Genomic DNA, 18,352 nt, shown 5'->3' with positions numbered 1-18,352 from the left:
CGGCGGATCACACCAGCATGTTCAGTCCTTCTGGTATTGCGGCGAACGCGGGCCGTACAGCAGGCCGTTCTGGCTACCGGCACGCAGCAGGCGATAGCTGGTGATACCGGCCATCTTGTAGCTGGTGTCGCTGGCGGTGTTGATGATCTGGTTGACCATCGCCGACACCAGCACGCCGAGCAGTCCACCGCCGGAGTTCTGTTGCTGCTCCAGGCTGGATGCCCTGGCCGATCCCTCCCACAGCAGCTTGCCGGAGCGCAGGTCGACCAGCTTGGCATCGGCCGACACCAGGGTTTCACTCTGCACCACCTTATAGGCGGTGCCGTAGTTGGTGATGGTCATGTACAGCGCGGTGTCCGCACCAAAGATCTGGCGCAGCTTGGCCGGCGGCAGTTCCTGGATGTCCGTCGGATTGCTCAGGCCGTTCTGCTTGAAGGTCTCCGCCGCCAGCGAGACCGGGATCACGTAGTAACCTGATTCTGCCAGCGGTTGGGTGGCCTGGGACATCAGGCCGTAGGGCGCGATCACTTCCGACGAATTGTTCACCGGTGGCAGCACCAGGATCGAGGCCGGGCGGGCGGCCTTGAACTCGGCGTAGTCATAGGGTTTCTTCTGGGTGGCGCAGCCGGTGGCCAGCAGCACCAGCAGGGTAGCGGCGAGGCTCTTGAATGTGCCCGAAATCATTTTGCAGCTCCCTTCTTGTAGTTACGCATCAGGAAATCCATGTAGGGGGTCGATTCGGGGAACAGCGCCTTTTCGGTCTGCAGTTCCTGGATCAACTGGTCTTCCTTGCCGATGGAGGCGTACAGCATGCCCAGGTGGGCGTGATAACCGGGAGGGACGGCATCGCCGTTGGCGCGGATCTTCTGGAGGTTTTCTTCCAGCGCAGCGATCTCGGCTTCATTGCCGTTGCCTTCGGTCTTGAAGTGTTCGTAGAGCTGGTCCTGGTAGTTGCCCCAGCCGTACAGGGACTTCTGTGCGTGATTGGCGCATCCGGTGAGTACCAGCGCCAGGCCGAGGGCGAAGCCTGCGGCAAGCTTTGTCTTCATCATTGGGTTACTCGCTTCCTATGGGGGAATCAGGGCTTCCAGGCGCCGGAATCGATACCGGTCACCAGTTTCTGGACGGCTTCGCGGATGGCCAGGTCAAGCACCTTGCCATTGAGCGTGGAGTCATAGCTGGCGGTGCCGCCGAAGCCGATGATCTCGCGATTGTCCAGGCTGTATTCCCCCGCACCCTGGGTCGAATAGACCACCTGCGAGGTATTCACGTCCACGATGTTCAGGTTGACCTTGGCGTAGGCGACCTGCGACTTGCCGCGGCCGAGGATGCCGAACAGCTGGCGATCGCCGGTTTCCTTGCGGCCGAACTCGGTGACGTCACCGGTGACCACATAGTTGGCGCCCTTGAGGGATTGCGCCTGCTTGTTCAACTGGGCTTCCTGTGCCAGCTCGTTCATGTTGTCGCGATCCATCACCGAGAAGCGATTGCTCTGCTGCAGATGGGTGATCAGGATGGTCTTGGCCTGGCCGCCGAGACGGTCGACGCCATCCGAGAAGATGCCGCGCAGATAGCTGGAACGGTTATCGAACTTGCCCACTGCGATCGGGCTGCGTGCGCCCTGATAAGCCTGGTTGGCGCTGGCCACCTGGGCCACTGGCAGACTGCGTGAACTTTCCGTGGCACAACCCCCGAGCACGGAAACCATGGCGATAGCTGCCACGGTGGTGACATACCTAGTGATCATAAGTTTTTTCCCCGATTTATTAATAGAAATGGTCACCCCAAAGCGACCAGGACTGCCTCGAAAAGAGCCCACAGAGAGCATGGTGCTCATCCGAGCCTGAGAGTTTATCAAAGGAAAGTGTTAGAAGTCTCAAGTGAAAAACTTAATTTTTGCTATCCACTGCTATTCATTGTTATTTGTGCAAGGAAGGCGATGTGTCCCGATAGATAAGCGTAGCCGTCAGCATGTTCGAAATCCGGTTCATAATGTCGCCGTTGAGACTTAATATTTGAGGCGACTCCCCCCATGCGCGACATCATCAATGGCTTCCTGCGCTTCCAGCAGGACGTCTTTCCCTCCCGCAAGGAGCTGTTCAAGACCCTGGCCACCGGGCAGACGCCCAAGGCCCTGTTCATCTCCTGTTCCGACAGCCGCATGGTGCCGGAGCTGGTCACCCAGCGCGAGCCGGGCGACCTGTTCGTGATCCGCAATGCCGGCAATATCGTGCCTTCCTTCGGCCCCGAGCCAGGTGGCGTGAGTGCCACGGTGGAATACGCGGTGGCGCAGCTGAAGGTCTCCGACATCGTCATCTGCGGCCACTCCGACTGCGGCGCCATGACCGCCGTGGCGACCTGTGCCTGCCTGGATCACATGCCGGCCGTGCGCAACTGGCTGCACCATACGGATGCGGCCCGCATGATCAACGAATCCCGTCCGCACGCCACCGAAAAGGACCGCATCGATGGCATGGTGCGCGAGAACGTGATCGCCCAGCTGAACAACATCCGCACCCATCCCTCGGTGGCGGTGGCTCTGGCGCAGGGCCGCCTGGCGCTGCACGGCTGGGTCTACGACATCGAATCCGGCTCCATCCTGGCGCTGGATGCCGGCAGCAATACCTTCGTGCCGCTGGCCGAACATCCGGCCGCGCGCAGCGCCGACTGAGGCGCTTTCAGCTGCGCCACCCCCCGCCGTCGTTCGACGGCGGGACCTCCTCCTGACTTATCCCCCCCGGCAACAGCAAAACTACGAGATGCCAATCGGCGTCCGCAGTGATAGCATCTAGTAAGTTGCATTATGAAAGTAAGTTGCCCTCCGGCCTCTTGTCGTGATGGCAACGGTGTGCCGCTGCCTGTCAGTGCTGCCCGTCGGGTGGTCGCAGGCGGGGCATGGGTGATGAACGACTTGTGAGGAAGGAGCAGGCCATGCAGCAGGAAATCGTGATCAGTTCGCCGCGTCGCACCGCGATCGGCAGCTTCGGCGGCAGTCTGAAGGACGTCCCCGCCGTCGAGCTGGGCGCCCAGGCAATGCGGGCGGTCTTACAGAACACCCGCATTGCCCCGGAAATGATCGATTCGGTGGTGATGGGCAATGTGATCCAGGCCGGCAACGCCATGAACCCGGCCCGCCAGGCTGCGATCAAGGGCGGTCTGCCGGTCGAGACCCCGGCCATGGCGATCAACCGCGTCTGCGGTTCCGGTGCCCAGGCGGTGGTGACGGCGCTGGGTGAGATCAGCGCCGGGCTGTCGCGCTGTGTCATCGCCGGCGGCATGGAAAACATGGAGCGCGCCCCCTATCTGCTGCCCGGGGCGCGTGCCGGCATGCGCATGGGCGATGGCGCGGTGATCGACGCCATCCTCAGCGATGGCCTCAACGATGCCTTCTCCGGCAAGCATTCCGGCTGGCATACCGAGGACCTGGTGCAGCAGTTCAGCCTCAGCCGTGAGCAGCAGGACCGCTACGCCGTGCAGAGCCAGCAGCGCTTCGCCGCCGCCCAGGCCGCAGGCTACTTCAGCCGCGAAATCCTGCCCATTACCCTAACCGGCAAGAAAGGTGAACAGATATTCGACCAAGACGAGTCCGTGCGCCCGGACACCACGGTCGAATCGCTGGCACGCCTGAAGCCGGCCTTCCGCAAGGACGGCAGCATCACCGCCGGCAATGCGCCCGGCGTGAATGCCGGTGCGGCGGCGATGATCGTGAGTACCCGCGAAACTGCCGACGCACTGGGCCTGGCCCCGCTGGTGGCCGTGCGCGCCGCGGCCGTCAGTGGCGTGGAGCCTGGCATGTTCGGCCTGGGACCGGTGCCGGCGATCCGCCAGGCGCTGGCCCGCGCCCGCTGGAGCCTGGGCGAGGTGGACCGCTTCGAGATCAATGAAGCCTTTGCCGCCATCGCGCTGGCGGTCCAGCGTGAGCTGGACATTCCTTCCGACATCCTCAACATCGACGGCGGCGCCATCGCCCACGGTCACCCCATTGGGGCCACCGGTGCCATCCTCATCACCAAGGCCGCCCACGCGCTGCAGCGTACCGGCCAGCGGCGCGCCGTGGTGTCGCTGTGCATCGGCGGTGGCCAAGGTATCGCTCTGTGCCTGGAAGCGCTGGCCTGAGAACCTCACGCCACCGGCTTGGAGGAACAAAAAAGCCGAGCCCGACCACATGGGTCGGGCTCGGCTTTGCTACGACGGGCGCCCGCAGGCGCTCGCTCAGCGCTTCAGCGCGGGTTGCGAACCCTTGCCGAAGATCAGGTTGGCGATCACGGCCACGACCACGTTGAGGGTCAGGGCGATCAGGCCGGTGTAGAGCGTGTAGGCCTCGCCACCGATGATGAAGCTATGGACCGGCTTGATGCCATCGGTAAAGGCCATCCAGCTACCACCGACGATGCCCACGGCCCAGCCGCACAGCAGTGCGCGCGCACCGAACCAGCCGACGAACAGGCCGAACACCAGGGCCGGGAAGGTCTGCAGGATCCACACGCCACCCAGCAGCTGCAGGTCCAGCGCGAACTTGGTCGGCAGGAACAGGATGAACACCAGCGCGCCGAACTTCACCACCAGCGACACGATCTTGGCCACCTTGGCTTCGCCTTCATGGCTGATGCCAGGATTGACGTAAGGCTTCCAGAAGTTGCGGGTGAACAGGTTGGAGGCACCGATCGACATCACCGCAGCCGGCACCAATGCACCGATGGCGATGGCGGCGAAGGCGAAGCCGGCGAACCAGCCCGGGAACAGGTTGTTGAACAGCGCCGGTACCACGTCGTTGTTGGCTTGTACCTTGATGCCAGCGGCATAGGCCATGTAACCCAGCAGCGCGATCAGACCCAGCAGCACGGTATAGGCCGGCAGGAACACCGCGTTCTTGCGGATGGTATTGGCATCCTTGGCGGCGAAGATGCCGGTCAGCGTATGCGGATACATGAAGGCCGCCAGTGCCGAACCCAGGGCCAGCGAGGCGAAGGGCAGGAACTGCGTGGGCTTCAGGGTCAGGCCGGTGGCGCCACCCTTGAGGGCGAAGGCATCGCGCGCCGAGCTGAACACCGCACCGTAGCCACCCAGCTTGGCCGGCACCACCACCACCGCCACGATCACCACGATATAGATCATGATGTCCTTGACGAAGGCGATCAGCGCCGGAGCCCGCAGGCCGGCCGAGTAGGTGTACAGGGCCAGGATCACGAAGGCCGCCAGCAGCGGCAGTTCACCGGTCAGGCCCAGGGCCTTGATGACCACTTCCATGCCGATCAGCTGCAGCGCGATATAGGGCATGGTGGCGACCACGCCGGTCAGGGCGATGGCGAACTCCAGAGGACGCGACTGGTAGCGACCCCAGACCACGTCGGCAGCGGTCACGTGACCGGCCTTGTGGGCGGCATGCCACAGCTTGGGCATGATCACGAAGACGATGGGGTAGACCAGGATGGTGTAGGGCAGGGCGAAGAAGCCATAGGCCCCCACCGCGTAGACCAGCGCCGGCACGGCGATGACGGTATAGGCGGTATAGAAGTCGCCGCCGACCAGGAACCAGGTGATCCAGGTGCCGAAGTTGCGGCCACCCAGGCCCCATTCATCGAGGTGGGCGCCCTTGTTGCTGGGGCCGGCCATCCATTTCGAGGCCATGAAGCCCAGTACGGTGACCAGCACGAAGAAGAACAGGAAGACCCAGAGGGCGGTCCAGTGGATGTTGGTGGTCTCCATCACTCGACTCCCTTTTTCAGGCCATCACGATAGACCAGCCAGATGATCAGGGAGGTCAGCGGCACCCACGCCAGCTGATACCAGTAGAAGAAGGGGAAGCCGAACAGGGTGGGCAGTTCCTGGTTGTAGAACGGCACCCAGAGCAGGGCGAGGAAGGGCAGCAACAGCAATAGGCGCAAGGGACTCTTTGCGGATGGGGCAGCGACGGACATCTGTTCTCCTCTGTCGTTTTGAAGGTGGTAGGGCATTTTTGACGCCCTGTTTTTTTATCCCCCGGACAGGTCATGTCCGGGTGTTGATACTGAACCTGTGCGCAGTGGCGGCCTGCCGAAGGATGCGCCCAGCCGGCAGGCCGCAGCCTGGTGGTGAATGTCCCTGATCGTGGATTGTCGGCACGCGGATGCGGCTTTTTTTGTTGGTCGTAGTATTGGCATTTACGACCAGCAGAACAAGCGGGGCACCACGTAGAGCGACTCAGTAGGACTACGTAGGGAAGGGTGCGGAAGGTAGGTGGTTCAGGGAGGGAGGCGGCCCGGCGCCGAGGTCGGCGCCGGGTGTGGGATCCACTGCGTGAGCGGCTACGGGATCAGCCGTTGAGCAGTTTCATGCTGGCTTCGGTATAGCGCTCACCGGCGGCGGCGCCGCGTGGGAAGACCGCATCCAGGTTCTGCAGATCCTGGGCGGAAAGCTTCACATTGCAGGCGCCGGCATTTTCTTCCAGATAGCGCCGGCGCTTGGTGCCGGGGATGGGGACCAGATGCGGGTCCTGGGCCATCACCCAGGCCAGTGCCAGCTGGCTGGGCGTGCAGCCGTGCTGGCTGGCGATTTCCTTCACTTTTGCCACCAATTGCAGGTTGCGCTGGAAATTCTCCCCCTGGAAGCGCGGATTGCTGCGCCGGAAATCATCCTCGGCCAGATCCTCGACGCGCTGGATGGCACCGCTCAGGAAACCCCGGCCCAGCGGGCTGTAGGCCACGAAGCCGATGCCCAGTGCGCGGCAGGTGGCCAGCACGTCGCTTTCCGGGTCGCGCGTCCACAGCGAATATTCGCTCTGCAGCGCAGTGACCGGGTGCACCCGGTGCGCCCGCTCCAGCGTCGCCGACGAGGCCTCGGACAGGCCGATGTAGCGGATCTTGCCGGCTCGCACCAGGTCGGCCAGCACACCCATGCTGGCTTCGATGGGGGTGTTGGGATCGATGCGGTGCTGGTAGTAGAGGTCGATGGCCTCGATGCCCAGGCGCTTCAGGCTGCCCTCGACCGCTTGCCGGATATAGGCCGGGCTGCCGTCCACGCCGCGCACGGTGGGATCGGCCGGGTCGCGCTTGAAGCCGAACTTGGTGGCGATGAAGAACTGGTCGCGGCGCCCCTTGATGGCACGACCGACCAGCTCTTCATTGGTGTAGGGGCCGTACATGTCGGCCGTGTCCAGCAGGTTGATGCCCAGCTCCAGGGCGCGGTCGATGGTGGCCAGCGATTCCTGGTCGTCGCGCTGGGCGTAGAAATCGCTCATGCCCATGCAGCCCAGGCCGATGGCCGAGACCAGCGGGCCGTTGCTGCCCAGGCGGCGGGTGCCGACAGCGGACTCCGGTTGCAGGTGGGAGGTGATGGGTTCGGTCATGGTGCAATCCTTTCTTTGGTTGAGGCCGGTCGGGACAGCCCTGCCGGAATGGCAGGCGCCATGCGCGCCTGCTGTTCCAGGGTGTCGTACAGCGCCAGCTTGTGGTGCAGCACGGCCAGGTTTTCCTGCAGTTCGGCCAGGGTTTGCTGGACGCTTAGCGTATGGGCCTGCAGCATCGCCTTGCGTTCCATGACACTCTCCACGGTATTGCCGTCGCGCCGCAGCTCGGCGTAGCGCAGCATGGCGCGCACCGGCAGGCCGGTGGCCTTGAGCTTCTTCAGGAAGGCGATCCAGTTCAGGTCTTCCTGGGTATAGCGCCGATGCCGGTTGTCGCGCCGCTCGACCGGATCGAGCAGGCCTATCCTCTCGTAGTAGCGCAGGGTATGCACCGACAGGCCGGTGGCCGCAGCAGCTTGGGCAATGGTCAGGGAAGAGGTCATGACAGCCAGTCTAGAAGTTGGAGTGCGCTCGAAGTCAAGCGTGCTTCTCTTCATTATCGGCGGGTCCGGGACAGCGTGCTGACAGGGCCGATTTCATCGCATGGTCGAAGCTGGACTTTGGTCGATGGCACCCCTGACAGTACAATGCGCGCTGCCCATGCCATCTCATTGCCGGAGCCTTACCCATGCACATTGACGCCGCCACCCAACTTCTGCTCGACGCCCGCCACAGCGGCCTGGCCCTGGACTGGCGCCGGCTGGCGGTGGGCGACGCCGAGACCGCCTACGCGGTGCAGGATGCGCAACTGCGCCGGCTGGGGCCGGTGGGCGGCTGGAAGGTGGGCAGCAAGGGCGATGGCAGCACGCCCGGCTGCGCGCCCCTGCCGCTGTCCGGCATCCTGCCCTCGGGCGCCCGACTGTCCGGGCCGCAGTGGCGCATGCGCGGGCTGGAAGTGGAATTGGCCTTGCGGGTGGGGCGCGACTTCGATCCCGGCGCGCCATTGCCCGACGAGGCCGAACTGCGCACCGTCTTCGACGCCATCCTGCCGGCCATCGAAGTGGTGGAGACACGCCTCGGACATCCGCCCTGCGGCAATCCCTGGGCCGGCATGGCCGACCTGCAGAGCCATGGCGCGCTGGTGACCGGCCAGCCCCAGCCGTTGCCGCCGCAGTTGTCATTGCGCACGGTGGAGGCCAGCCTGGTCATCGATGGTCAGCCCATCACCCGCACCAGCGGCGGCAACCCCGCCGACCTGTGGCCCATGCTGGGCTGGCTGGCGCAGCATTGCGCCCAGCGCGGCCAGCCCTGGCGCCGGGGGCAGATCATCACCACCGGCTCCTGTACCGGCCTGCAGCTGGCACGCGGCGGTCTGCTGGTGGCAGCCGCGCTGGAAGGCGTGGGGCCGGTGTCGCTGCAGTTTGCCAACTGATCCTCAACTGAAGCTCAACTGAACATCAACTGAGCGCGGACGCGCTCAGCCCATCACCTGCGCAATCAGGCGACCGACTTCCGCATGCACGGCGTCGCGCCGGGCAGCTTCTGCCTTGTTCTCGGTGAGATAGACCGCAAACAGCAGCGGCGCACCCTGCGGTGTCCACACCACGCCCACGTCGTTGGCCGTACCGCGGTCACCCGTCCCGGTCTTGTCCCCCACCTTCCATCCTGCCGGCAGGCCGGCGCGCACGCGCTTGTCGCCGGTCTGGTTGGCCAGCAGCCACTGCGTGATCTGCTCGCGCGAGGCCGGTGCCAGGGCATTGCCCAGCACCACCTGGCGCAGGTCGGCGGTCATGGCGGCCGGGGTGGTGGTGTCGCGCGGGTCGCCCGGGATGGCTTCGTTGAGCATGGGTTCGTTGCGGTCCAGGCGCGTGAGCTCGTCGCCCAGGGTCCGCACGAAACCGGTCAGCCCGGCCGGGCCACCCATGCTGGCCAGCATCAGGTTGGCGGCGGTATTGTCGGACAGCGTGATGGCCGCTTCGCACAACTGCGCCATGGACAGGCCGGCGCCGCCAGTGTGCTTGCCGGTGGTGGGCGAGTAGGGGACCAGGTCCTGCTGGCGGTAGACGATGCGCCGTGCCAGGCGCTCCCGGCCTTCATCGACCCGGCGCAGCACCGCTGCCGCCGCCAGGAACTTGAAGGTGCTGCACATCGGGAAGCGCTCGTCGGCGCGATAACCCCATTGCCGGCCATGGGCGGTATCCACCAGCGACACGCCCAGGCGGCCGCCGATATCGGCCTCCAGCCGCGCCAGTTTCTGGACAAAACTGGACGAGTCCATAGTTTTAGTTGTGCCTTGTACTTCGCCGGCCCAGCTGCGGCTGATCAGGCCACCGGCCGCCAGGGCCGTGATGGCCAGGAAATTGCGTCTTCCGGACATGTTTTCTCCTAGTAATTTATTGATTGCGGGTTTGCGACAGGCCAGATCATAGGCAGTGGCGGCGATGATCACAATTCACGATAATTGCACATAGCCCCAAGAAAAACTGATGTCTGGAGACCCCATGTATTTACCGCTCAATGCCTTGCGCGCCTTCGAGATGTCGGCCCGCCACCTGTCCTTCACCCGCGCCGCCGAGCAATTGAGCGTGACCCAGACCGCCGTGAGCATGCAGGTCAAGAACCTGGAACAGCGGCTTGGCGTGGCCCTGTTCCGGCGCCTGCCGCGTGGCCTGGCGCTGACCGATGAGGGCCAGGCGCTGCTACCGGTGGTGGCCCAGTCCTTCGGGCGCATTGCCGACGTGCTGGGCCAGTTCGAACATGGCCGTCGCCGCGAAGTGCTCACCGTGGGCGTGGTCGGCACCTTTGCCGTGGGCTGGCTGATGCCGCGCCTGCGGGAATTCCAGCAGAATCATCCCTTCGTCGACCTGCGTCTGCTGACCAACAACAACCGCGTCGACCTGGCCGGCGAGGGCCTCGATTATGCGATCCGTTTTGGCGATGGTGCATGGCACGGCACCGAGGCTGAACGTCTGTTCGAGGCGCCGCTGGCGCCGATGTGTGCGCCGGCCCTGGCTGCGCAATTGCGCAGCCCTGCCGACCTGGCGAGCCAGACCCTGCTGCGTTCCTATCGCAGCGATGAGTGGAACCAGTGGTTCGCCGCCGCTGGCGCGCCTTGCCCGCCCTTGCGCGGCTTCGTGTTCGACTCCTCGCTGGCGTTGGCCGAAGCAGCCGCCCAGCAGGCCGGCGTGGCCCTGCTGCCGGTGCTGATGTTCGAGCGTGAGCTGCGCCAGGGTCGGCTGGTCTGCCCCTTCGAGACCGGCATCGTCACTGGTGCCTACTGGCTCACGCGCCTGAAGTCCCGGTCGCAGGGCGCGGCCATGACGGCGTTTCGCGACTGGTTGCAGGGGCATGCGGCCGCGATGTAGGCGCACCGGAAGTGAGGATGTCACGCAACACGCAGGGCAATGTCAGAAAATTCCTGATAGACGTGGCCGCCGCATACAAATAGAATAAATCATATAAACAATTTATACGGTTCGTGCCGGGCCGTAAAACGGGTGGGACTGACAAGCCGGCATTGGTGGATCGTCAAGTACGGCCACTATTCGCCAACAGTGGCACATTGAACAGTGACACATTGAAAGGGGGTAAGTCATGCACTACTTCGCAAAGCTCTATCGCAAGCTGGTCGATTACCTGAACGACTCCAGCGAACTGGACACCGGTTCCCATCGCGGCGCGCCGGCTAGCTGCAGCCTGTATTCGGGTTTGTCGACAATGTCGCGCGACAACTCTTCCCGCTGATCCTCCCGCCGGCGGCCCTGGCCGCCGGACCCGGAGCGGGACTTCGCTGCCCGCTCCTTCCTTCCTTCCTTCCTTCCTTCCTTCCTTCCGCCTCCAACTGCTGCACCGCATCCCGCCAAAAAAAGGCCGCATCATCGATGCGGCCCAAGAACAGCTACTTACCGGAAGTGTTCCAGTGCCGCACCTGGCGGTCACTGCGTAAAGGAGTGGCGAGGCCTGATCGGCCCTATCAGTCGGGAATCACCGCCGTGGCATCCACCTCGACCAGATACTCCGGGCGGGCGAAGGCCGTCACCACGATCCCGGTCGAGACCGGATAGACGCCCTTGAGCCACTTGCCCACGACGGTGTAGACATCCTCGCGGAAACGCGGGTCGGAGATATAGATGGTGAGCTTGCAGATATGGTCCAGCTGGCTGCCGGCTTCCTTGAGCAGCATGTCGATGTTCTTCATGGCCTGCTCGGTCTGTCCCTTGACGTCGCCGATGCAGACGCTCTCGGAGGTATCGAGGTCCTGGCCGATCTGTCCCCGCAGGAAGACCATGGTGCCGCGGGCCACCACGGCCTGGCAGAGGTCATTGTCCAGCTTCTGCTCGGGATAGGTTTCGCGGGTGTTGAACTTGCGGATGCGGGTATGGGCCATGGCGGTTCCGGAAATGGGTGGTTGGAATAGTGAGCGGGGCTTCTTACTTCTTGTCGAAATAGCCGGCGCGGATGGTGGCGCCGATGAGATTGACGATCAGGCGGCCGGCGGTGACGCCACTGATCTTGCTGGCATTGTCCTTGGCCGGCTGGATTTCCACGATGTCCATGCCCACCACGCGGCCCTTGCGCACCAGTCCGTGGATCAGCTTGCGCGCCTGCAGGAAGGTGACGCCGCCCGGCGCGGGGCCATCGACGGCCGGCATGATGGCGCAGTCCAGGCCATCGGCATCGATGGTCAGGTAGTAGTTGCCGCCATCGGGAATGCGCGCCAGCACCGCCTCCATGCCGATGTCGTGCAATTCATAGGCGCTGATCAGGTCGGCGCCCCATTCCTTGGCGGCGCGATAGTCGGCCGGCCGCCCGCTGCCCTGGGCGCGCAGGCCGATCTGCACGATGTGCTTGACGTAGGGCAGCTCGGAGGCGCGGCGGATCACGCTGGACAGGCCGTCGCGCACGCCGTTGACCTCGTCGCGCCAGTCGAGGTGGGCATCGATGTGGACCAGCGTGATCGGCCCGACTTCGTCGAAGCCGCGCAGCACCGGGTTGGTGATGCCGTGGTCGCCGCCCAGCACGATGGGCAGCGCGCCGCCGCGCAGGATCTGGCGCACGGCGCTTTCGGCACGCTGCTTGTGCAGCTCCGGCTGGGCCAGGTCGGGCAGGACATCGCCGCAATCGACGAAGCGGATATCCTCGCGCTCCTGCAGCAGCGGGCCATCGATATCGAAGTCATAGTGGCTGGGATGGCGCACCATCCGGTCGCTCAGCTCGCGCAGTGCCTGCGGCGCATTGGTCTGGTCGTTGCTGTACTGGCGTGGGCCGTAGGCGGCGCCGAAAGGGACACCCAGAACCGCGATGTCAGCCTTGAAATCGGTGAGGTCGGTGACCAGTTCCGAATACAGCAGGGTCTTGTGGCCGGTGCGCGGTGCGGTGAGCTTGTCCATGGGTGGTTTCCTGGTGGGAGAAATGCAGCGGACCCTGAACGCATCAGTGGGGGAACGATGGGCCGCCGTGGCATGCATTCACTGTAGTGAGTCGCGGTGATGATAGAAAATGATTCTTTTGGAGGTATAGTTTCATTTTTCGAGACTTTGTATCTTCACCGCATTTCACCGTATTTCATCGCATTTCACCGCAACGGTGCATGCAGACAGGAGCGTCATGATCAGGCTGGATTTCGATGAGCGCGACCTGCGCTCGCTGCGGGTCTTCTGCAACGTCGCCGAGGCCGGTGGATTTGCGGCGGCCGAGCGCGTGCTGCTGATGTCCAAGGCCTCCATCAGCCGCCATGTACGCGAGGTCGAGGAGCGCCTGGGCGTGCGCCTGTGCGAGCGGGGACCGGCCGGTTTCCGGCTCACGCCCGAGGGCGAGGTGGCGCTCAAGCTGGCCACCACCGCCCTGCGTTCGCTGGAGCGCATTCGTCCCGAGATCGATGCCGTGCATGGCGTGCTGTCCGGGCCGCTGGCGCTGGGGGTGGTAGAGCATGCCCTGAGTCATCCCGATTGCAAGTTGCCGCAGGCCATCGCGGCGCTCAGGCGGCGCGCGCCCCAGGTGCAGCCGCGCATCGAAGTGATGACCTTTCCCGAGCTGAACCAGGCGCTGCGCGAGCAGCGGGTCGATATCGCCATCCGTGGCCGTTATCCGGGCGACGATGAGTTCGATTACCTGCCACTGTTCGTCGAGAGTCATCGTCTCTATGGCGCCGTGCGCAAGGAGGGCGCCGAGTCGCGCAAGGCGGTCTGGCCATTGGTCTACCGGCCCCATCCCTATGTCGATCAGGTGCTGGCCGATGGCGGCTATGAGCGTGGACCGGAGGCCGGTGGCCTGGAAGCCATTGCCCTGCTGGTGGCCAGCGGCGACTATGTCGGCCTGCTGCCCACGCACTACGCGCAATTGATCGGCAAGCGCTACGCCCTGCGCGCGCGCCGCGCCAGTCCGACCTTCGTCCATCCGATCTGCGCGGTGACCGACCCGCACCGTCCCTCCACGCACCGCGCTGAACTGTTTCTGTCTCTGCTGCGCGAATTGCACACCCGTTCCGCCGCTCATCTGGCGAGCTGAGGGAGCAGCATCGCCCACGGCTTTGCGTCGGCATGGGGCGTGATGTCCCATGACGGGGCGCTGCGCCGCCGCTGACACGGCCCGGGCGCGGCGCCATCCCCATCGCGCGGGAGAGGCGGCCGATACAGGAAGGGCCGATTTCTGTTTCGTTTGTATCGCTCCCGGTCGTCCCCGGGACGGGGTAAGCCCGGTGGCAGGCCCGTGCTGACGCAGGCCAAGCGCGGCCGCAAATGGTTCATTTGTATCGTTTGCATCGGCAATTGGCACACATGTTGCTCATGCAGGGCTATCTTCCGCCACTTGCCCTGCATCGTGAACCAAGCTGCGCTGACCGCCCTCATCAAGGAACGCTTCGACCGCCTGCCGCGCCAGGTGCGGGAGGTGGCTGCCTTCGTGCTGGATCACCCGCATGAGGTGGCGGTGCTGTCCATGCGCGAACAGGCGCGCCTGATCGAGGTGCCGCCTTCCACCATGACGCGCTTTGCCAAGGCACTCGGGCTGTCCGGCTACGATGCCGTGCGCGAAGTGTTCAAGGCCAGCCTGCGCAGCCAGGGCAGCGAATTCGGTTCACGCGCCCAGGGCCTGGTGGAATTGCACCAGCGCATCGGCGAAGACGCCCTGGCCATGGACCTGGTGCAGACCGCCGAAGCGCAGATACGCTCCTTCGCCAGCGGCCCGACCATGCCCGCCATCATGCGTGCCGCCAAGTTGCTGTCGGCGGCGCGTGACATCTTTTGCCTGGGTCTGCGTGGTTCCTTCCCGGTGGCCTTCCAGTTCGCCCATGTGTGTGAATTCTTTGCGCGCAATGTCACGCTGGTGGATGGTGCCGGCGAGAGCGGCATCATGAAGCTGATGCACCAGCCCTCTTCGCGCGATGTGGCGCTGATCTGCAGCATGGCGCCGCATTCGCGCCGCGCCATGTCGATCGCCACCCATCTGCAGAAGGCCGGCGTGCGGCTGGTGGTCATCACCGACAGCGCCAGCTCGCCCATGGCGCGCATGGCCAGCGAAGCCATCATCGTGCCCAACAAGGGCGCGTCGTTCTTCGATACCTTGCTGCCGGCCTTTCTGGTGGCGGAAATCCTGGCGGCGCTCATGGCCGCCACCGCAAAGATCAACATCAAGTCACAGATCGCCGACACCGAGAGAAAACTCTGGGGCGTGGGCGAATGGTGGGGCAGCCAGGGCGAGGAAGCCCCCGCGCTGGAACCGCGCGCGGCTGCGCCCACCCGCAACAGACGCCGCCGCACCTGAAGAGGTTGCAGCGCAGAAGGCATTACCGGAGCGGCGCATGCCCGAGACATGCGACGGACAACAAGCACGCCAGAAGGCGTTCTCGACCCCACTCATCCTGCGTATCGACGGAGCTTGGCTCCAGAAAGGTTTTCCATGAAACGCCGCTCCCTACTTGCCATGCTGACCCTCGCGGCTGGCCTGGCCGTGGCCAGCTCGCCCGTGCTGGCCGACGACCTCTACAGCACCATCATGGCGCGCAAGTCCATTCGCGTGGCCGTGCCGACCGACTATCCCCCTTACGGTTCGGTGGGTAGCGACATGACCCCGCGTGGCTACGACATCGACATGGCGCAACTGATCGGCAACAAGCTCGGCGTGAAGGTCGAACTGGTACCGGTGACCGCGCCCAACCGCATCGCCTACCTGCAGACCAACAAGGCCGACATCACCATCTCGTCGCTGGGCAAGACCGCCGAACGCGCCAAGGTGGTGGACTTCAGCCTGGCCTATGCGCCGTTCTTCGATGCGGTGTTCGGTACCAAGAAGGTCAAGGCCAGCAGCTTTGCCGAACTCAACGGCAAGACCATTTCGGTGACCCGTGGCTCGATGCAGGACCAGGAACTGGAACAGATGGCCCCGGGTGCGGTGGTCAAGCGCTTCGAGGACAACAATGCCACGCTGTCGGCCTTCCTGGCCGGGCATGTGCAGATGTTCGCCACCGGCACCACTGTTGCGGCCGCGCTGCAGAAGATGAATCCCTCGCTGGACATGGAACTGAAGGTGATCCTGGCCAATGCGCCCTGCTACGTGGCCATGCCCAAGGGTGAATCGACCCTGCTGGCGAAGGTCAACATGATCATCCGCGAGGCCCGCGCCGATGGCACCATCGACAAGTTCTCGCAGACCTGGCTGGGCGCGCCGGCCGGGCAGTTGCCGGATTGAGCGAGCCGCACTCCGCCATGACAGGCGATGTGCCAGCGACCTTCCTTGCCATCCCTGCCATGGCGCGCTGGCTGGTGCGGCAGGAAGCGGGGAGCATCCCGCCGCGCATCCGTCGCATCGCCCTGCATAGCCTCATCGATACCCTCGGTGTGATCACTGCCGGTGGCCGCACCCGCGTGGCGGCCCATGCCCGCCTGCTGGTGCAAGCCGATGGCACGGCCGCTCCTTGTGGCCTGGCCGGCAGCGACCAGCGCGCTCAGTCGCGCCACGCCGCGCTGGTCAATGCGGTGGCCGCGCATGCGCTGGACTTCGACGACAACTGCTATGCCGGTTTCGTCCATGGCTCGGCGGTGATCGTGCCGGCGGCGCTGGCGGTGGCGCAGCAGATCGATGCGGATGGGCAGGCCTTGTTGACGGCCTTGGTGGTCGGTGCTGAATGCCAGTACACGTTGGGGCTGGCGACCGACAACCGGCTCTACCGGCGCGGCTGGTGGAGCAGCGGGATACTCGGCCCCATCGGCGCCTGCGCGGCGGCAGCCTGGCTGCTGCGTCTGGACGAGCAGCAGGCCGCGCAGGCACTCGGCCTGGCCGCTGCCAGTGCGGCCGGCATCAAGGCCGGCTTCGGCACCGATGCCAAGGCCCTGCTGGCCGGACGTGCCGCCGAGGCCGGGGTGATGGCGGCCTGGCTGGCGCAGGCCGGCGCGACCGGTCCGGTCGATGCCTTCGAACATCGCCATGGCGTTGCGCATCTCTTCAATGACGCTCATTTTGACGGGAGTGTCTTCAGCGCGCTGGGGCGACGCTGGACGCTGGAAGACCCGGGGCTGGACGTCAAGCGCATCCCGGTCTGCCTGTCGTCGCATGCCGCCGTCGATGTGGTGGTGGAATTGATCGCGGCGCATGGCGTGCGCAGCGAGGAGATTCTTGCCATCCACTGCGACGTGCCGCCCATCGTCATCGCCAATCTGATCCATGATCGTCCACACACGCCCCAGCAGGCACAGTTCAGCATGCCCTTCGCCATCGCGGCGGCCGTGCTGCACGGCGGGCCGCGCCTGCAGGACCTGGAGGCGGCGCGGCTGGCGCAGGCCGACATGATCGCACTCATGGCCAAGGTCAGCATGTCAAGTAGCGCGCAATGGCAGGACCCTGCCCGGCAGCAGCAGGCCCCCGAGGGGGCCGAGGTCTGTCTCTCGTTGAGGGATGGCCGGCAGTTGCGTGGCCGTCGCGATGCCCCGCGTGGCGCGGCACGCGAGCCCTTGACCCCGGACCAGCAGCGCGAGAAATTCCTGGAATGCCTGCGCTATGGTGGCATCGACGAGTCCGTGGCCGGGCAGCGGCTGGCGCAGTTGGAGGGGCTGGAAGGGCCGCAGGGGCAACAAGGGCTCAGCAGCGTGCGCGCCCTGTTTCCCTTCGCCGCCTGAGCGGATCAGCGCGCTCCGAGGATGTGGGCAATCCGCTCCTCATTGGCGGGATGGCCGGACAGCCAAGGCGCAGCCGTACAGCCGGCTTGGTCCGGTTTCTGGAAATGCACCTGACGGTTGCGATAGAGGTGTCAGGTATCGCAGATCTTGATGAGAACCTTGGCCTCCGCGGCCGCACGCTGCAGCTTCGCCATCGCCTGTTCGAAGTGGGCCAGCTCGCTGGCGGTCGGTGCACAATCCAGTCCGTTCTCGACCGGTGCGGCCGTGAGAACCAGTTTCGTGACCAAGCGCATGGCGTCCATGTAAGCGGTGTCGAGTTCGTTCTGAACCTTAGTCAATTTGCATCGTCGTTGCATGGTCAACCCTGTCTGTTTCAAGGTGGATGCGTTTTCACGTCGCGCTGCCATGACATGCCCATGTTCCGTATCGGGCCGCCTTGCTTGGGACATGTGCTGCTTCAGAGCAGGCTTGTTGCAAGCAGCCAAAGATCGCCCCATGAGCTTCGTGCGCGGCGCTGATACCGATGAGTCTGCCGGGCCTGGCGGAGTCGGAAACTCACCAAATACCTCCCGTCAGGAAATATCCTACTTTAATATATTTATCATTTATTGAATAAAAATCACCGCTTAAACAAATAAAAATCACGAATGTGGTTGTATTTTAACTATTAAAAAATGATGAAAATAAAAAATATTAAAGTTTGAGCTATCTGGGTTTATAATTTTTTTGAGAGCTTATCTGGACTTCTCACTTTAAGAAACGTATTGCATCTGCGACCTTTTCGCCGCAATCAGGGGTGGCGATAACAGACGCATAGACTCTGTCCAGCATCGCTCTGCAGGCTTGCCTGCGTTGACAGCGACGCCCGATAAGGGTGGGCTGATCCGATGAGGGCGAGTTGAGAACGCGCCGAGATCGAGTATCCGAATGAACATCCGGAGCGGCGTCGATCAAGGTGAGCGATAACAAATCGGGGAACGCG

General features: G+C 64.2%; 20 protein-coding genes. 9 read left to right on the top strand and 11 right to left on the bottom strand.

From position 1 onward, the window contains the following. Window positions 1–21 precede the first annotated feature (21 nt). The 3 genes from I5R65_RS19470 to I5R65_RS19460 are packed head-to-tail and all read right to left on the bottom strand — an operon-like array spanning window position 22 to window position 1,747. On the bottom strand, window positions 22–684 hold the full coding sequence (locus tag I5R65_RS19470; RefSeq protein WP_102663317.1) for a DUF799 domain-containing protein: 663 nt from the start codon (window positions 682–684) through the stop codon (window positions 22–24). Continuing rightward, the gene (locus I5R65_RS19465; RefSeq protein ID WP_180670547.1) at window positions 681–1,052 is read right to left on the bottom strand and encodes a DUF4810 domain-containing protein; all 372 of its coding nucleotides are present in this window, start codon (window positions 1,050–1,052) and stop codon (window positions 681–683) included. The genes I5R65_RS19470 and I5R65_RS19465 overlap by 4 nt, the downstream gene beginning before the upstream one ends. Window positions 1,053–1,078: 26 nt before the next feature. Then, window positions 1,079–1,747, bottom strand: coding sequence for a CsgG/HfaB family protein (locus I5R65_RS19460; RefSeq protein ID WP_180670545.1), 669 nt, complete (start codon window positions 1,745–1,747; stop codon window positions 1,079–1,081). 285 nt (window positions 1,748–2,032) lie between these two features. Between I5R65_RS19460 and I5R65_RS19455 the strand changes: the two genes are divergently transcribed. Continuing rightward, window positions 2,033–2,671, top strand: coding sequence for a carbonic anhydrase (locus tag I5R65_RS19455; protein ID WP_180670543.1), 639 nt, complete (start codon window positions 2,033–2,035; stop codon window positions 2,669–2,671). A gap of 260 nt (window positions 2,672–2,931) precedes the next feature. Beyond that, window positions 2,932–4,116, top strand: a complete 1,185-nt coding sequence (locus I5R65_RS19450; RefSeq protein WP_180670542.1) for a thiolase family protein — start codon at window positions 2,932–2,934, stop codon at window positions 4,114–4,116. 96 nt (window positions 4,117–4,212) lie between these two features. On the opposite strand, the gene mctP is transcribed toward I5R65_RS19450, so the two are convergent. From mctP to I5R65_RS19430, 4 genes are all read right to left on the bottom strand, one after another. Beyond that, window positions 4,213–5,706 carry a monocarboxylate uptake permease MctP gene (gene mctP, locus I5R65_RS19445; protein ID WP_180670540.1) on the bottom strand — a complete coding sequence of 498 codons (1,494 nt, stop codon included), beginning with the start codon at window positions 5,704–5,706 and terminating at the stop codon, window positions 4,213–4,215. After that, a complete protein-coding gene (locus I5R65_RS19440) occupies window positions 5,706–5,885 on the bottom strand; it encodes a DUF3311 domain-containing protein (protein WP_180670566.1) in 180 nt (59 codons plus the stop codon). Before I5R65_RS19440 ends, mctP begins: the two co-directional genes overlap by 1 nt. A 407-nt stretch (window positions 5,886–6,292) precedes the next feature. Further along, window positions 6,293–7,324, bottom strand: coding sequence for an aldo/keto reductase (locus I5R65_RS19435; RefSeq protein WP_180670538.1), 1,032 nt, complete (start codon window positions 7,322–7,324; stop codon window positions 6,293–6,295). Next, window positions 7,321–7,764 carry a MerR family transcriptional regulator gene (locus tag I5R65_RS19430; protein ID WP_180670536.1) on the bottom strand — a complete coding sequence of 148 codons (444 nt, stop codon included), beginning with the start codon at window positions 7,762–7,764 and terminating at the stop codon, window positions 7,321–7,323. The genes I5R65_RS19435 and I5R65_RS19430 overlap by 4 nt, the downstream gene beginning before the upstream one ends. Window positions 7,765–7,949: 185 nt before the next feature. On the opposite strand from I5R65_RS19430, the gene I5R65_RS19425 reads away from it, so the two are divergent. Continuing rightward, window positions 7,950–8,693, top strand: coding sequence for a 2-keto-4-pentenoate hydratase (locus I5R65_RS19425; RefSeq protein ID WP_180670534.1), 744 nt, complete (start codon window positions 7,950–7,952; stop codon window positions 8,691–8,693). A gap of 45 nt (window positions 8,694–8,738) precedes the next feature. On the opposite strand, the gene bla is transcribed toward I5R65_RS19425, so the two are convergent. Then, window positions 8,739–9,638 (bottom strand): class A beta-lactamase, encoded by a 900-nt coding sequence (bla, locus tag I5R65_RS19420; protein WP_180670532.1) that lies wholly within the window; start codon window positions 9,636–9,638, stop codon window positions 8,739–8,741. 124 nt (window positions 9,639–9,762) lie between these two features. On the opposite strand from bla, the gene gcvA reads away from it, so the two are divergent. Together gcvA and I5R65_RS19410 are read left to right on the top strand one after the other, a co-directional pair. Continuing rightward, on the top strand, window positions 9,763–10,626 hold the full coding sequence (gene gcvA, locus I5R65_RS19415; protein ID WP_180670530.1) for a LysR family transcriptional regulator: 864 nt from the start codon (window positions 9,763–9,765) through the stop codon (window positions 10,624–10,626). Between the two features lie 229 nt (window positions 10,627–10,855). Further along, window positions 10,856–11,005 carry a hypothetical protein gene (locus tag I5R65_RS19410; RefSeq protein ID WP_180670528.1) on the top strand — a complete coding sequence of 50 codons (150 nt, stop codon included), beginning with the start codon at window positions 10,856–10,858 and terminating at the stop codon, window positions 11,003–11,005. Window positions 11,006–11,234: 229 nt separating this feature from the next. On the opposite strand, the gene I5R65_RS19405 is transcribed toward I5R65_RS19410, so the two are convergent. Then, window positions 11,235–11,648 (bottom strand): RidA family protein, encoded by a 414-nt coding sequence (locus tag I5R65_RS19405; protein ID WP_006462806.1) that lies wholly within the window; start codon window positions 11,646–11,648, stop codon window positions 11,235–11,237. A gap of 43 nt (window positions 11,649–11,691) precedes the next feature. Next, window positions 11,692–12,651: an agmatinase gene (locus I5R65_RS19400; protein ID WP_180670527.1), complete on the bottom strand. Its 960-nt coding sequence runs from the start codon at window positions 12,649–12,651 to the stop codon at window positions 11,692–11,694. A gap of 217 nt (window positions 12,652–12,868) precedes the next feature. On the opposite strand from I5R65_RS19400, the gene I5R65_RS19395 reads away from it, so the two are divergent. From I5R65_RS19395 to I5R65_RS19380, 4 genes are all read left to right on the top strand, one after another. Then, on the top strand, window positions 12,869–13,768 hold the full coding sequence (locus I5R65_RS19395) for a LysR family transcriptional regulator (protein WP_180670525.1): 900 nt from the start codon (window positions 12,869–12,871) through the stop codon (window positions 13,766–13,768). Window positions 13,769–14,080: 312 nt separating this feature from the next. Continuing rightward, window positions 14,081–15,022 carry a MurR/RpiR family transcriptional regulator gene (locus I5R65_RS19390; RefSeq protein WP_370461001.1) on the top strand — a complete coding sequence of 314 codons (942 nt, stop codon included), beginning with the start codon at window positions 14,081–14,083 and terminating at the stop codon, window positions 15,020–15,022. Window positions 15,023–15,157: 135 nt separating this feature from the next. Continuing rightward, window positions 15,158–15,946 (top strand): transporter substrate-binding domain-containing protein, encoded by a 789-nt coding sequence (locus I5R65_RS19385; RefSeq protein ID WP_180670521.1) that lies wholly within the window; start codon window positions 15,158–15,160, stop codon window positions 15,944–15,946. Window positions 15,947–15,963: 17 nt separating this feature from the next. After that, the gene (locus I5R65_RS19380; RefSeq protein ID WP_180670519.1) at window positions 15,964–17,370 is read left to right on the top strand and encodes an MmgE/PrpD family protein; all 1,407 of its coding nucleotides are present in this window, start codon (window positions 15,964–15,966) and stop codon (window positions 17,368–17,370) included. A gap of 131 nt (window positions 17,371–17,501) precedes the next feature. Here the strand turns inward: I5R65_RS19380 and I5R65_RS19375 are convergent, their stop codons facing one another. Beyond that, the gene (locus I5R65_RS19375; protein WP_180670518.1) at window positions 17,502–17,819 is read right to left on the bottom strand and encodes a hypothetical protein; all 318 of its coding nucleotides are present in this window, start codon (window positions 17,817–17,819) and stop codon (window positions 17,502–17,504) included. Window positions 17,820–18,352: the final 533 nt, after the last annotated feature.

It is taken from the genome of Herbaspirillum sp. AP02 (genome assembly GCF_015767275.1).
GTDB lineage: Bacteria > Pseudomonadota > Gammaproteobacteria > Burkholderiales > Burkholderiaceae_D > Herbaspirillum.
The sequence above is the reverse complement of the archived record's forward strand: the minus strand, read 5'-3'. Positions and strand labels throughout refer to the sequence as shown.